We start from the raw sequence: 13,407 nt of genomic DNA on the forward strand, positions 1-13,407 counted from the left end.
GCTCAGGCCAGCGCGGGCTCGCGCGCCTGGGCCAGCAGCTCGACGGCGGTGGCGCGCTCGGCAAAACCGGCCACGGGAATGTCGATGACGAACTCCTCGATGCCGTAGCGCTCGCTCAGCGCATCGAGCGCGTCGCGCACCTCGTCGGCCGTGCCTGCGATCACATGCGGACGCCGTTCTTCGGTGCGGTAGTCGGTCACGCCGGCCTGCCGCGCAAACTCGGCGGCGGCTTCGAGGCTCCCGAGGTTCACGCTCTGCCCACTCGGCAGATGCACCTTGAAGCTGCGCAGCGCGCCGACGAGTTCGGCCGCCTTCTCGTGCGTCTCGGCCGCGAAGGCGAAGAGCGCGAGCAAGGGCGCGCGGCCGGTGGCCGAGCGGTAGGCCTCGATGGATTGCCCGATGTTCACCGGGTCGCCATTGAAATGGCCCGCGTAGACGAACGCCCAGCCCAGGCGCGCCGCGAGCGCCGCGCTCTCCGGCGTGCCGCCGAGCAGCACGCGCTGCGGCAACTGCGGAGGGTTCGGCGTGGCGAGCGCACCGGCCAGCGCATGGTCCGCGGCGACACCGTCGTGCAGGAATGCATCGAGCTCGGCGAGGCGAAGCGCGAAGTCTTCTTTCTGCTTCACCGGATCGTGCAACCACTGCAGCGCCTTGCTGGTGAGCGGCAGCCCGCCGGGCGCCTTGCCGACGCCCAGGTCCACGCGGCCCGGCGCGAGCGACGCGAGCACACGGAAGGTTTCCGCGACCTTGAACGGGCTGTAGTGCTGAAGCATGACGCCGCCGGTGCCCACGCGAATGCGCGAGGTTTTCGCGAGCACATGCGAGGCCAGCACTTCGGGCGCCGAGCCCGCATAGCCGCGGTTGCCGTGGTGCTCCGCGAGCCAGTAGCGGCGATAGCCCAGGCGCTCGGCGCTCTGGGCCAGCGCGATCGTGTGCTGGAACGCCTGGGCGGCGTCGGCGCCTTCGGGAATCAGGCTCTTGTCGAGGAGGGACAGCGAATAGGACACGGTGTGCAGCGATGACGCCCTTGAAAGAATTGCTGCGAATTCTCTTGGGCATCGCGCGCACCGCTTGCGCTGATTTCCTCTATCGATATCTGCATATTGTTCAGGGGCGGGCTGCTGCCGCGATCCGCTGCACCGCATCGGCTACGTCGACGGTGGCCGTGTCGACGACGAGGCGATCCGTGGTCCATGGCGCGTAGTCGTGCCGCAGCACCGACGCCCAATCGGGCAGCACGTGGCCCGGAATGTCGGGCGCGCGCAGTTCCACGCGCCGACGGTGTTCCGCCGCATCCGAACAGACGATCTCGACCTCCAGCACGCGCGACGAGGTGCTCGCCGCGACCTCGCGCCACGCCTCGCGCGTGACCGGCAATGGGTTGACGCAATCGGCCACTACCGTGAGGCCGAGCGCAAGGTTGGAGCGGGCAAGCGCATAGGCGACCTCGTAGCCTGCGGGGCCGACTTCCCCGGCCAGCACCTTCGCCGACACCAACGCCTGCTCGATGGCATCGATGCGCAGATAGACGGCCGAAAGCCGAACCGCGAGTTCGCGTGCGACGGTGGTCTTGCCCGAGCCGGGCAAGCCGGAGAAGACGATCAGCATCTCACCATGAGTGCGGCAGCAAGGCCAGGGCCGTTGCCGCGTGGAAACGCCGCAGGGCGCGGATCGGCACATAGCCATGCGGCGCACGCCGCGCCACCTCGTGCGGAGAAGACGGCGCGATGCGCCACGCTGCGGTGGTCAGCGCGAGAACGTGGCGGGCCTGGGCCGCCGGAGATACATAGGGACTGCGCTGTGGCATGGACAACTTCCGGGTGAACGCTGGGGGCGATTCTGCGCAAGCACTGGCCTTTCTCAAAGAAGGATTGCGAGTTACATGATGCAGAAAATCCCCCCCGCCGCGGCACGCCGTGACTACGATGCCCCTACGCCAATTTACAAGGAGCAGAGACATGTCCAACCACGTCTACAAGTCCCTCGAGCTGACCGGCTCGTCGCCCGTCGGCATCGAGGATGCGGTGCAGACCGCCATCGCCAAGGCCCACGAGACGGTGCGCAACATCCAGTGGTTCACCGTCACCGAGACGCGCGGCCATGTCGTGGACGGCAAGATCGCGCACTGGCAGGTGACGGTGAAGATCGGGTTCACGCTGGAGTAGCGCGCACCCGGCCTTGCGCTCCGGCCTCAGTCCGCGATCACGTGCAGGCTGTGGTTCTCGCGGTGCGCCCGCGCGCACATGCGCGAAAGCGCCAGCAGGAACTCGAACACCGCCGGCTTGCCCGAGCAGGCCGGCGCGACCGCCATGATCTCCTTGCGGAACACGGCCACCTCGCGCCCGGCGATCACCATCTCGGCGGAGGCGCCGTAGTAGTGCTTCCAGAAGGTCTGCAGCGTGCCGCTGTCCAGCTCGTCGATGACCAGCGAATAGCCGTCCTCCCAGACGGTCTCTTCCATCGGGAGGCTGTGCAGGCCCGGCATGTCGGGCCCGACGCCTTCGGGCACCTGGATGATTCGACGCATGCCGGATGCTATTGGCAATTGCCGGGTGCGCCGGCGAGTTCCGGAAACTCCGTGACCACCGTGCCGTTGGCCGCGCCCTCGATGATGAGGCGGCCGCATTTCTCGCCGGCCGTGCCGACCACCTGGCCGAGGTTGGCGTCGTAGCGGATGCGGTTGTCGGGCTGGACCACGCGGGTCTTGTTGACCGCGCCTTGCACCATCCGGCAGAAGTTCTGCGCCGCGGCCGCGTTGGTGCAGTACTGCGGCAGCAGCTGGCTCGCGCCCGACGACGCGGTGCAATGGCGCGCGAAGATGTGCTGGTAGCCGGCCGGCGTGACGACGCACTGCGCATCGACGAGGGCGGCTTCGGGCGCCGACGCGAGGCCCTGGCAACCGCTCAGGAAGGCCAGCGCCGCGGCGCACAGCAAGGCAAGTTGGTTCGTTCTTTTCATGATGTCGCCCTCAGCGAAATTTGATGATGTAGTTGATCGACAGGTTCTTCGGCCGCGTCTCCGAGGTGAGGCGCGCGGGCTTGTTCGGCACCGTGGTCTCCAGGTCGCCCGAGGACTGCCCCGCCGCATTGCCGCTCTGCGACACCGCGGCCAGCGTGACGGCCTTGTAGGTGTGGGTGTGCGTCTGCATGGCATCGCACTGGTAGGAGCCCACGCCGTTGACGGTGCCGCTGCCCGTGGGGCCGATGCGCGCCGCCGCATCCGGGTCCATGCCCGAGCCGGCATCGTTGCCGCGCAGGAACAGGCCCCGGTAATCGGGAATGCAGAAGTCTTCGCTCGCGCCGCCGTACAGGTAGCCCAGCGCGGCGAACAGCTCCGGGTACGCGCTCGCCTTGAGCTTGCGTCCGTCGCACAGCATCCAGCCCTGCTGCTCGAGGTAGCTGATCGGGATGTCGTCGCGCCGGGGCGCGGTCACCGAGTTCTGGCTCGTGCATGCGGTGTTTTTCCAGATGTTGTTGGCGTCGCCCGAAACGGGGTTCACCTGTCCGGCAAAGCCGCAGACGCTGCCGATGAGGCATGCATCGAACATGTCGAAGTCCTTTCAGCCCGGCCCTGGGCGAACTGCGGCAACCGCCGTCGCGCTTCGGGCCGGTGGGTGTGACAGGCTGGGGGGCTCAGGCCGCTTCGAGCAGCTGCAGGCGCTTCTGGTTGGCCTGGGCCAGCGTGGTGGGGTTGTCCCACGTGCCGTCGACATTGAGCGTCGTGGTCAGCGCGTAGACGCCGGTGGGGTACGCCAGGCGCAGCGGATTGTTGACGCTGCTGACGTCGATCACGTCGCCCTCGACGTAGTCGCCGTAGGCGATGAAGTACTCGGGGTGCGGCGAGAAGGTCAGGTTCTGGTTGGGACGCGCCTGCACCGCATACACGGTGCTGCCCGACATGGTCACGCCGACGGCGGCTTGCGACTTGAGCGGGATGCTCTTGGTCTCGGCCAGGTAGTAACGGTCCTTGTCCGCACCCGCGGCCGGGTCGATGAACTGGTAGGCGCCGTTGTAGTCGAGCGTGATCTTGTTCAGCCCGTTGTGCGGAATGTAGAGTTCGGTCGCGGCGAACTGGATGCCGGGCTTCAGTTCGCCCGTTTCGGCCCACGAGAAGCCGGTTTCGACGGACCACTCGAACTTGACGCGCGCGGTCGTGCTCGGGTTCGAGTACTTGGCGAACCAGGCGAGCGACAGGGCGTTCGGCGACCAGCTTGTCGGGTCGTTTTGGAACACCATGAAAAATGCCGAATGGCTTGCACGGTTGTTGACGGTGATCGAATAAGTCTTGCCCATGACGCTCTCCAGAAGAAGTGGTTGGTTGAACAGTTCGCGCCACAGTGGCTGCGAACTGGAACCGACTCTAGGGAGCCGTCGCCCTCAACGGAATTACAGGCAATTACACCCACCGCAGTCTGCGGAATGCACAGCCCTTCAGCCCTGCGCACCGCCCTGGATGAGAAACGGAAAACTGCCGAAACGCACGTCGCCGCGCCGCCGCTCGACCAGCTGCGCATCGGCCGGCTGCGCGGGCAGCGCATTGAGGATCTGGTGCTTCGCGCGAAAGATCTGGATGTTCACGTACGAGGGCTCCACGCCCAGCATGCGCGAGAGTTCGTCCAGCGCGATCCAGCCCTGGCTCTGCGGCGCCAGGCCGCGTTGCGCGTCCTGCGAACGCACGCGCGCGAGGGTCACGAGCGTGTAGTGGTGGATGCGCTCGCCGAGCGAAACCGACCTGCCGCCCGTCACCAGGCTCAGGCTCGTGTGCTCCTCGTTCTGGCTCACGTTGAAGTGCAGCGCAACGTCCACGGGCTGGGGCGATGCCGTCGCGATCGTGTTCACGGCGGTCGATTCCAGGTCGTCGCACAGCACGAACTCCCACGTGCTGCCGGCGGTGCGGACCATCGCGCCATCGGCCAGGCGATCGATGCCGTCGATGTGCTCATGCACCCATTGGCCTTCATGGAAATAGACGTTCGCCTCGGGCCGGTTCGCATCCGGCAGCAGGTTCTCGCGCAGGCTCAACGGCAACGGCATGCCGTGCCCTTCGCCCGAAAAAAGACAGGTGACCGGCGGTGCGAGATCCTCGGCGATCCACACCGATTCCTCGCCCAGGCCGAGGCGCACTTCGGCACCTGGCGGCAGCACGGTCCAGCGGCCGTTCGGCAGGCGCTCGCCGTTCAGCGTGGTGCCGTTGCGGCTCTGGTCGACGATCTCCCAGGCCTGCCGGTTCCACCGGACCAGCGCGTGGATCTGCGAGATGTCCGGCGCCTGCAGCACCGTCTGGCAGGCCGAGGGGCGGCGGCCGAACGCATGCAGGGGGCGCAGCACGGTGCCGCGTTGATCGAGCTTGTTCCTGAAGACGGCCATCGTTGCTTTTTTCCTTCTGCCTTGCGTCAGACGTAGAGCGCCTGCGGATTGAGGTCGCTCTCCTGCAAAGGCGCGCTGCGCCATCCCATGGCGACCGGCACGCGGTACAGGCGCGGGTTGCCCAGTTCGGGCCAGATGTGGCACAGGCCCGGCACGACCACCTTCACGGTGCACAGCGGGATGTCGGGCCGCGTGTGGTCGAGCACCACGGTCTCCATGCCGAGGGCCGAGGCGATGCCGACGCAGCGGGCGATCTCCTGCGCGATGTCTGCTTCTGCGGCACAGGCGGCCGGACGCATCGGCGTTGCGTCGCCTGGCATGAGAAAACGTGGCGCGCCGTTCGCATCGTCCGAATGCGGGACAGCGAACTTCTTTTCAGCCGCGATCAACTGGCTCATTTCCGTGAGCGCGCGTTCGCAGGCCAGCACGGGACTCGGACTGCAGCCGAAGCCGATGGCCCAGTCGCCGGTCGTTCGGTGGCGGCCGATGGCGGCCACCACCGGAATGCCGAAGTCGTGGGTGATGTCGAGAGCCCAGTAGTGCCACGACGGCCCGAGGCCGCGTGCGACCCGCGCGAGGCTTTCGGCGGACAGGATGCCGAGGTCGATGGCCGGCCTTTGAATCCGCCCGTACCACCAGATGGCCGCGGCATCGCGCTCCACGAGTTCGAGGAAGCCTTGAAGAATGGCCTCCTCGCGCGTGTTGCCGGCGGCGCAGCCGTTCGATGTCCATATGGCGTGGCGTTGGCTCTCTGCAGGTGCGTTGGCGTAGCAGTAGGACAGTGGGAGGTAGCAACGCTCGTTCGATGTCAGCGACCACGCCGGTGCCCACCAGGCGGTGTCGTTCGCCGAGGCGGCCTGCGGGGCGACCGCGTGCGGCGGCCTGTTCCCCTCTTCGCGCTGACGTTCGCTGAAGCGCGCGAGTTCGGGCGCCCGGATGCAACGCGCGTCCAGCGCCGATGGTGCCGCGACGACGGCGGCTTCATCGCCTTGATGGAAGGCGGCATACCGTTCGATCGCCTCGCACATCGCGCTCGCACGCGACTGCGCGGTGGATATGCCCTTGCCGAGGCACACCTGCACGAGCGCGTTCGCGGAAGGGGCGCCGTGCGCGGCCGGCGTCCTGAAGATCTCGCTGCGGTAGACCGTCAGCGCGTCTTCCACTTCTGCGCCCAGCGGCACGACCCGCGCGATGACACCGCACAGCGGATCGAGGTGCGGAGCCAGGCGCGCGACCGTGGCCGACGCAGGCATCGTGCGCCAGCCGCCGTCGGGCCGAGCGCTGGCAAGACATGGCGCGAGCGTGACCGGCTCGCGCTGCAGGCGTGCCATGAGCCCGGCGTCTCCGCAGTGCGGACATTGGGGCCGCGCCACGACGGCATGCGGCTGCAGAGGGTCGAGCGTCCACAGTTGCTGACTGCGTTGTGTGACGGCGCCCTTCGCCAACGCAAGCAAGTCCTTCAACCGTGCCTCGACGAGTTCGCGGTCAGCGCGCACCGGCACGCCGATGGCTTCGCCGCCATGCCGGGCTTGCCACCAGGCCCGTGCAGGCTGGTTCCGCAGCAGGCGGTGCGCGAGGCAATGCCAGCATGCCGTCGCTTCGTGCGGCGTGAACAACGGCCCGACCATCGCTTGCTCTCCGCTCGGCTTGACCAGCAGCCAGGGCCTTTTGTCTGCCCGCTGCTTTGCGTCGATCTGCCCGAGCCTGGGATCGAGGTAGTCGTCGCAGAACACGATCGTCAACGCATCGCAGCCGGCCGCCTCATGCTCCCAGCGCAAGGCCGCTTCTTCGTCCACCGCCTTCGACAGCACGACGACATCCGCCTGCTCATTCAATCGCACACGCGTGGCCGGCAACGAGAAGTCCGGAACGACATACCGCGCCGCGCCATCACCGCGCACCGGCCTCACGAGGCCCTGCCGAACCAGCGCCTCCAGCGCATGCAGCATTTCCGCCAGCAGCGCGGGCGGCCCCTCGGTGCGGCAGTGCGAAGCCAGGCTCACGCCTTCGCGCAGCACGCGTTCGACGGCCAGCACACCCGGCGAGCCGAGTGAGAGCAGTTCGGTCTCGCTCAGCAGCAGCAGGTCGTCCGGCTGCACCAGCGGCGGCAGGTACCTGTCGTGCCACTGGAAGACGTCGGTGAAGAGGTCCATCGGCGGCGGGCTACGCGTCATGCGGCGATCCCAATGCGAAGCGGGCGACCGTATAGGGCCATTGGCCGGTCGTCGCCTGGAAGTCGGTCTCGAAGAGCCGGTGCTGTTCGGAGAACTGCGCATAGAGGTGGTCTTCGGAGCGCACGCGGATCGACGGATGGATGGCCGCGACACGTGCCGAATCCTCGAACCCCGACACCACCGGCAGGTGCATGCCGCCCACCTGCACGGGCATGCGCGCGAGGATCGGGTGGACGTAGTCCATCACGAGCACGCACGTCGCCGAACGCCGGCCGAACCACTCGGCCATGCGATGCAGCATGGCCTCCAGCGGCGCCTGTGGCAGATAGGGGCACACGCCCTCCAGCATCAGCAGCACGGGACGATCGCCGTGCAACGCCACCGCGTCGAGCCACGCGGGGTCCAGCACCGAGCACGCGAGGTTGCGCTCCTGTTCGGCGGGCGCCAGATGCGCTTCACGCAGCCGGACGGCATCGGGCAGGTCGACGTTGAGCCAGTCGACGCCACTGTGCCCGCCCAATCGACTGCGGCGCGTGCACAGCCCCGCGCCCAGCGTGACGCCGATGCCGTGCGGATGCGCCGTGAAGAACTCCGCCGCGAAGCGATCGATCAGCGCGGCCCGCGAGACCACGCCCCGCACGAACGCCGCATCCCCCGCATACGCTGCAAGGTCGAGCGCCATCGCCGCGGCGATGCGCTCCGCTTCGGGATCGGAGAACACCGACCCCGCGGCATCGTGGATTGCACCGCTCGCACCGGCGCGCGCGGCCAGCGTCAGCAGCAGCGTCGCCGTGGCGCCTTGCAGCGCGGTCTTCGGCTCAGCAGGTGAACGGATAGGCACTGCCCGTGTTGTTGTAGGCGGTGAGCGCGATCGCGCGCATGCCCTCTTCCACCGGCGGCTGCGGGTAGTTGAGCTGGATGGCGTTCTTGATCAGCGCCCCGTCGCTCCCCTTCAGGTTCCACGCGCCGCGCTTGGCATCCCAGGTGAGTTGCGGGTTGGTGGCCATGCGGATCTCGAAGTTGAACGGGTTGTTGTAGCCCAGCCATTGGCTCAGCACCGGGGCCTTGTCGGTGCCCGGCGCGCGCGTGAGCTCGGCCAGGAACTCCGGCGACTTCCAGGCGAGCGCGATGGCGCGCAGCACCACGCCGCCAAAGGCCAGCAGCGAATCCGCGCCGCCGCCCGGAATACCCAGGCCGGTGGGCAAGGCGCCCTGCACCGGTCCGGGCGGCGTGGGCGGCGGATCGAACGCGGCCGCCGAGCCCATGAAGTTGGGGAACACCTGGTAGTAGGCCGCGAGCGCCTCGGGCGCGAGCGCCGTCGGCGCCTCCGGCAGCACGATGACGAAGGCGTCGTCGGGGCCGATCCAGCCGGCCGTGAGCATCGGCTTCCACTCGGCCCACATCGCGGGGTTGCTGTCCACGTGCAGGCTGATGTCCAGCTGCGGCCAGAGCGTCGGCAGGCCGAAGTCGCGGTGCAGCAGGGGCTGGATGTCTTGCTGGTCGAGCAGTTCGCGGCGGTACGCATCGTCCTGCCACGATCGCGCGATGGCCCTGAGGTAGGCGAGGCGGAATTCGAGCAACGGCTCGGCACTTTGGCGCTGGGTCATGATGACTTCTTCCTTGTTCAAGAAAATTGCGCAGGCGGTCGCTTGCGCGGGGACAACTCCGGCCGCATCGCGGCCAGATCCTTCATGCGGTCGCGGGCCTCGTCGCTCACGGGCGCGAGGGCCTGCAGTGCGGTGAGCGCGTCGAATTCGGTGCGGTGCTTGCCGCCCTCGCGCGCCAGCGCCGCGGCATGCGAAAGGCTCTGGACCGCCGCCGCGCGGTCGCCGCCCGCACCCAGCAGGTAGCGGGCCTTCTTCAGGTGCAGCTCGGCGCTGTAGAGCCCCTCGTTGAGCTGCGCCACCAGCTGCAGGCAGTCGTCGATGCGCGCGATCGCCTCGGCCCATCGCTGGTGGCTCGCGAGCGTTTCGGCGGCGAAGGCGCGGTAGTAGGTCTGGCAGTAGCGGCACCCCATGTTCCACAGCGCCTGCACGGTGCCGTCGGCCTGCGCGATGTCCGCCAGGTCGCCGGTCGACCAGCAGCGGATGATGTCCGCATAGCCCTGGAACGCCGGCAAGCCGTAGCGCGCGGTGATGTCCAGCAGCTCGGTCGTGCTCGCGAGCGCCGCCGCCCGGTCGCCGCGCGCCTGATGGCCCAGGCTCTGGTAGAGCAGCGCCATGCTCAGCGACGGAATGTGCGACATCTCGCGCGCCCACTGCACGGCCTGCGCCGCATCGGCGCGCGCGGCCTCGTCGTGGCCGGCGAACCAGCGCACCAGCGAGCGCCCGGTGGTCGCCCACACGCGCGTGTCGAAACCGAATTCGGCCGCATGGTGCGCATGCGCCTCGGGGCTGTAGCAGTCGATGGCGTCCGTGAGCGCCACCTCGGCCACGGCGAAGCGGCCGTCGGAATAGTGCGCCAGGCCCAGGTAGGTCTGCGCGGCGACGTACACGCCCTTGTCCTCCTGCTGCCGCGCATGGCCCAGCAGCCGGTGACTGAGCCGCCGCACCTCGTCGCGGTTGCTCGCGACATGGTGGAAGGTGATCATGGTCCACAGGTGCTGCACCTGCTTCTCGCGCGCCACCGTGTCGTTCAGCAGTTCCTGCGAGAGCGCGATGCGGTCCACCACCTGCGCGTGGGCCCAGCCGTGCTTGTTCATCATCGCCTGCGTGACGTAGCTGTTCACGTCGAGCCGGGCCTCGCGCTGCGCGTTGCCGTCCAGCCGCGCGACCCAGCCGTCGATGTGCTGCGCATAGGCGATGGTCTCGTCGTTGAGCGAGCGGTGCTGCGTGAGGCGAAGCTGCCGCACCGCGAGCGCGACCGCCTGCGCGTGGTCGCCCGCGTCGGCCCAGTGCTGCGCGACGCCGCCCGGCTCACTGGCCACGCGCTGCGGGTAGCGGCGCATCAGCGTCTGCGCCACGCGCTCGTGCTGCTGGCGGCGCTGCGCGACCAGCATGCATTCGTAGGCGGTGTCGCGGATCAGTGCATGCCGGAAGATGAAGGCGCCGCTCTCCGCGGCGGACGGCTCGGCCGGCATGACCAGGCCGGCCTCGCGCAGGGCTCGCAGTTCCCAGTCCACCGCCTCGCGGCTCCTGCCCGAGCAGGCGGACAGCAATTCCGCATCGAACTGCCGCCCGACGGTGGCGGCCAGCTGGAGCAGGCTCTTGGCCGCGCCGAGCCGGTCGAAGCGGCTGACCAGCGAGTCGCGCAGCGTGACGGGAATGGCCGCCGGCTGCACCGCGTCCTTGAAGACCCAGGTGCCGCCGGCTTCCACCAGGTAGGTGTCCAGCAGCATGCGCGCCATCTCTTCGACGAAGAGCGGCACGCCGTCGGTGCGCGCGACGATGTTGCGGATCACCGCGGCATCGACTTCCCTCGGCGCGAGCACCTGGCGGGCCAGTTGGGTTGCCTGCGCGTCGTCGAGCCTTCGCACCTCGATGCATTCGGCCTCCAGGGCCGGCGGCTTGGTCCACTCGGGCCGCGCGGTCAGCACGAGCAGCACGCGCCGGTCCACGAGTTGCGCAACCAGGCTCTCGAGAAATTCGATGCTCGTCGGATCGGCCCAATGCACGTCTTCGACCACCAGCAGCAGCGGCGCCGACGCGGCCATGTGCAGCAGCCATTGCGCGGTCGATTGCAGCAGCAGCGCCTTCTGCATCGCGGGCGACATCTGGCTCGCCTCGTGCGCGCCCAGCGGCAGCGACAACCACGCGCAGAAGATCGGGACCACGGCGTGCGCGTCGCAACCGGCGGCCTGCAATGCCTCCTGCAAGCGATCGCGGCGGATATCTGGTGACGCACCTGGCACGGCATCGAGCTGCTGGCGCAGCAGCGAGAGAAACGGCGTCAGCGCGTTGTTCTGGTGTTCGGGCTGGCACTGCGCGCCCACGGACCTTCGGCCTTCTTGCGCCACGTGCTCGCGCAGCACGTCGACGAGGCAGGACTTGCCGATGCCCGGCTCGCCGCGAATCCACACCGCGCGCCCCTGGCCCTGGCAGGCCTCCGCCCATTGGGTGCGCAGCAGTTCGAGTTCCGGGTCGCGCCCGATGCAGCGGTGGCCCAACGCGCCCGCAACGGCGATGGGCGGCGAGAACGACGGCTTCTGCGGATTGAGCCTGAAGGTCTGGATGCCCGCCGATTGCCCCGGCAGGCTCACGCTGCCGGCCGCATCGAAATGCGCGTGGCGCGACAGCAGGCGGTAGCTGCTCTCGCTGGCCAGCAGCGTTCCCATGTCGGCCACGCCTTCCAGGCGCATCGCGACACTCACCGCATGGCCCGAGGGGATCTCGCCCGCGGCCACCACGGCCATGCCGGTGTGCATGCCCATGCGGATGCCCAGGTGCGCCCCATGCGCCTGGCGGATGGCCTCGGCCCGGCTGTGGCCGAGGGCCGTGAGCTCCAGCGCCGTCATGCTGGCCTGCCGCGCGTCGGTGTCGCTCGCGTGCGGATAGCCGAAGAGCACGATCATCCGGTCGCCCAGCGTGCCCGCCAGCAGGCCGCCGCGCCGCGTGGCCACGTCGGAGAAACGGCCGAGCTCCTCGCGCTGCAGGAGCTCGAGTTTCTCGATGTCCGACGGCGGCACGGTGCCTTCGACGTCTTCGCTGTCTTGGCCCTCCCCGGCATCGGGCCAGACCGCGACGCTGCAGCACAGCACCGTGAGCTGCCGTTTCTCGGAGAAGGCCCGCGGCGACGCCACGGTGCGCGTGAGCGGATCGTCGTGCAGCTGTTGCTGCTGCTGCGCGGACCGCAGCGCGCCCACGAGGTTGTCGAGCCTGAGCCGCCCGAGTTCGGCCAGCAGCGTGGCCGCCGAACCGCAGCGCTCGTCGGCCTTCTTCTTGAGTGCATGCCGCAGCAGCGCCGCCACGGGATGCCCGGCGATCTCCGCCGGCAGCGGCACCTCCAGCGGACTGAGCTGCTGGTGAAAGATCTCGGCCGTCGATTCGCCTCGCACGGCGGGTGAACCCGTCAGGCATTCGAGGAACATCAACCCCCAGGCATAGAGGTCCGAGCGCACGCTGGGCGGCTCGCCGCGCAGTTGCTCGGGCGCGGTGTACGAGGGCGTGCCCAGGCACTCCTCGGCCATCGTGAGCGTTGGAAACTGCAGGCCCCTGTGCAGCGGGATCACGGTGCTGATGCCGAAGTCCAGCACCTTCGCGTGCGGCATCGCGCCGGTGAAGGTGACCATCACGTTGTCGGGCTTGAGGTCGCGGTGCACGATGCCGGCGCGGTGCGCGCAGTCCAGCGCATCGAGCACCTCGGCCATGAGATGCCCGGTTTCCGTCGCGGTCAGCGAGCCTCGGCGCCGCACCAGGCTGCGCAGCGTTTCGCCGGGCACGTATTCGAAGACGCCGTACACGCAGTCGCCCTCTTCGCCCTTGTCGAGCAACTGCACGATATGCGGGTGGTGCAATGCTGCGCAGAGCTTGGTCTCGCGGTGAAAGCGTGCGACGCGCTGCTTGCCGTCCTCGACCTTCACCACCTTCACGGCAACGACGGTGCCCGTGTGGCGCTGCATGGCGCGATAGACCGTGCCATAGCCGCCCGCGCCCAGCACGTCCAACAGGTCGTAGCCGGGAATGTGCTGTGCGACCGACTCGCTTGCGTCGCCGCGGCCAATGACGGCGTCCTGCATTTCAGCCCCCATCTTCTTGTTGATCGGCAAACGCCATCCGACGGGCGCCGCAACAAGGATTGCCACGCAACACCATCGTTTGAAACACGATTTGTTACTGTAGCTGACGGGGTGATTTTTCCGATCGAAAAATCTTTAAAAGAAGCCGCCGCGCAGGGGCTCTGGCGGTCTTTCTATTACGTGTGTGACCGCT

At 68.4% G+C, this 13,407-nt stretch carries 13 protein-coding genes; 1 reads left to right on the forward strand and 12 read right to left on the reverse strand.

Annotation, left to right across the window (positions count from 1 at the left end):
- Positions 1-2 precede the first annotated feature (2 nt).
- The 3 genes from ACZYRS_RS18215 to ACZYRS_RS18225 all read right to left on the reverse strand — a co-directional run bounded on the left by ACZYRS_RS18215 (position 3) and on the right by ACZYRS_RS18225 (position 1,807).
- Positions 3-1,007, reverse strand: coding sequence for an LLM class flavin-dependent oxidoreductase (locus tag ACZYRS_RS18215; RefSeq protein WP_463420374.1), 1,005 nt, complete (start codon positions 1,005-1,007; stop codon positions 3-5).
- Positions 1,008-1,107: 100 nt separating this feature from the next.
- Positions 1,108-1,608, reverse strand: coding sequence for a P-loop nucleotide/nucleoside kinase family protein (locus ACZYRS_RS18220; protein WP_463420375.1), 501 nt, complete (start codon positions 1,606-1,608; stop codon positions 1,108-1,110).
- 1 nt (position 1,609) lies between these two features.
- A complete protein-coding gene (locus ACZYRS_RS18225) occupies positions 1,610-1,807 on the reverse strand; it encodes a hypothetical protein (protein ID WP_463420376.1) in 198 nt (65 codons plus the stop codon).
- A gap of 151 nt (positions 1,808-1,958) precedes the next feature.
- Here ACZYRS_RS18225 and ACZYRS_RS18230 point away from each other — a divergent pair, with 151 nt between their 5' ends.
- Positions 1,959-2,165, forward strand: coding sequence for a dodecin (locus ACZYRS_RS18230; RefSeq protein ID WP_093432557.1), 207 nt, complete (start codon positions 1,959-1,961; stop codon positions 2,163-2,165).
- A gap of 26 nt (positions 2,166-2,191) precedes the next feature.
- Here ACZYRS_RS18230 and ACZYRS_RS18235 read toward each other — a convergent pair whose 3' ends face one another.
- The 9 genes from ACZYRS_RS18235 to ACZYRS_RS18275 form a co-directional block, all read right to left on the reverse strand.
- Positions 2,192-2,527 carry a hypothetical protein gene (locus ACZYRS_RS18235; RefSeq protein WP_463420377.1) on the reverse strand — a complete coding sequence of 112 codons (336 nt, stop codon included), beginning with the start codon at positions 2,525-2,527 and terminating at the stop codon, positions 2,192-2,194.
- Positions 2,528-2,535: 8 nt separating this feature from the next.
- Positions 2,536-2,958 (reverse strand): hypothetical protein, encoded by a 423-nt coding sequence (locus ACZYRS_RS18240; protein ID WP_463420378.1) that lies wholly within the window; start codon positions 2,956-2,958, stop codon positions 2,536-2,538.
- Between the two features lie 10 nt (positions 2,959-2,968).
- Positions 2,969-3,547 (reverse strand): tail fiber protein, encoded by a 579-nt coding sequence (locus ACZYRS_RS18245; RefSeq protein ID WP_463420379.1) that lies wholly within the window; start codon positions 3,545-3,547, stop codon positions 2,969-2,971.
- 85 nt (positions 3,548-3,632) lie between these two features.
- Entirely contained in the window at positions 3,633-4,292 is a 660-nt protein-coding gene (locus ACZYRS_RS18250; RefSeq protein WP_198783918.1) for a hypothetical protein, read from the reverse strand.
- A gap of 138 nt (positions 4,293-4,430) precedes the next feature.
- Positions 4,431-5,366 (reverse strand): FHA domain-containing protein, encoded by a 936-nt coding sequence (locus ACZYRS_RS18255; protein WP_463420380.1) that lies wholly within the window; start codon positions 5,364-5,366, stop codon positions 4,431-4,433.
- 26 nt (positions 5,367-5,392) lie between these two features.
- On the reverse strand, positions 5,393-7,540 hold the full coding sequence (locus ACZYRS_RS18260; protein ID WP_463420381.1) for a TOMM precursor leader peptide-binding protein: 2,148 nt from the start codon (positions 7,538-7,540) through the stop codon (positions 5,393-5,395).
- A complete protein-coding gene (locus tag ACZYRS_RS18265; RefSeq protein WP_463420382.1) occupies positions 7,530-8,381 on the reverse strand; it encodes a class I SAM-dependent methyltransferase in 852 nt (283 codons plus the stop codon). The genes ACZYRS_RS18260 and ACZYRS_RS18265 overlap by 11 nt, the downstream gene beginning before the upstream one ends.
- Entirely contained in the window at positions 8,359-9,147 is a 789-nt protein-coding gene (locus ACZYRS_RS18270; RefSeq protein WP_463420383.1) for a BMA_0021/BMA_0022 family TOMM bacteriocin, read from the reverse strand. The genes ACZYRS_RS18265 and ACZYRS_RS18270 overlap by 23 nt, the downstream gene beginning before the upstream one ends.
- A gap of 17 nt (positions 9,148-9,164) precedes the next feature.
- A complete protein-coding gene (locus ACZYRS_RS18275) occupies positions 9,165-13,280 on the reverse strand; it encodes a TOMM system kinase/cyclase fusion protein (RefSeq protein WP_463420384.1) in 4,116 nt (1,371 codons plus the stop codon).
- Positions 13,281-13,407: the final 127 nt, after the last annotated feature.

The organism is Variovorax sp. AC194 (assembly GCF_979257995.1).

Bases quoted from the DNA above. Each gene is read 5' to 3' on its own strand.
- ACZYRS_RS18220 (WP_463420375.1), bottom strand. From the start codon at position 1,608: ATGCTGATCGTCTTCTCCGGCTTGCCCGGCTCGGGCAAGACCACCGTC.
- ACZYRS_RS18225 (WP_463420376.1), bottom strand. From the start codon at position 1,807: ATGCCACAGCGCAGTCCCTATGTATCTCCGGCGGCCCAGGCCCGCCAC.
- ACZYRS_RS18230 (WP_093432557.1), top strand. From the start codon at position 1,959: ATGTCCAACCACGTCTACAAGTCCCTCGAGCTGACCGGCTCGTCGCCC.
- ACZYRS_RS18235 (WP_463420377.1), bottom strand. From the start codon at position 2,527: ATGCGTCGAATCATCCAGGTGCCCGAAGGCGTCGGGCCCGACATGCCG.
- ACZYRS_RS18240 (WP_463420378.1), bottom strand. From the start codon at position 2,958: ATGAAAAGAACGAACCAACTTGCCTTGCTGTGCGCCGCGGCGCTGGCC.
- ACZYRS_RS18245 (WP_463420379.1), bottom strand. From the start codon at position 3,547: ATGTTCGATGCATGCCTCATCGGCAGCGTCTGCGGCTTTGCCGGACAG.
- ACZYRS_RS18250 (WP_198783918.1), bottom strand. From the start codon at position 4,292: ATGGGCAAGACTTATTCGATCACCGTCAACAACCGTGCAAGCCATTCG.
- ACZYRS_RS18255 (WP_463420380.1), bottom strand. From the start codon at position 5,366: ATGGCCGTCTTCAGGAACAAGCTCGATCAACGCGGCACCGTGCTGCGC.
- ACZYRS_RS18260 (WP_463420381.1), bottom strand. From the start codon at position 7,540: ATGACGCGTAGCCCGCCGCCGATGGACCTCTTCACCGACGTCTTCCAG.
- ACZYRS_RS18270 (WP_463420383.1), bottom strand. From the start codon at position 9,147: ATGACCCAGCGCCAAAGTGCCGAGCCGTTGCTCGAATTCCGCCTCGCC.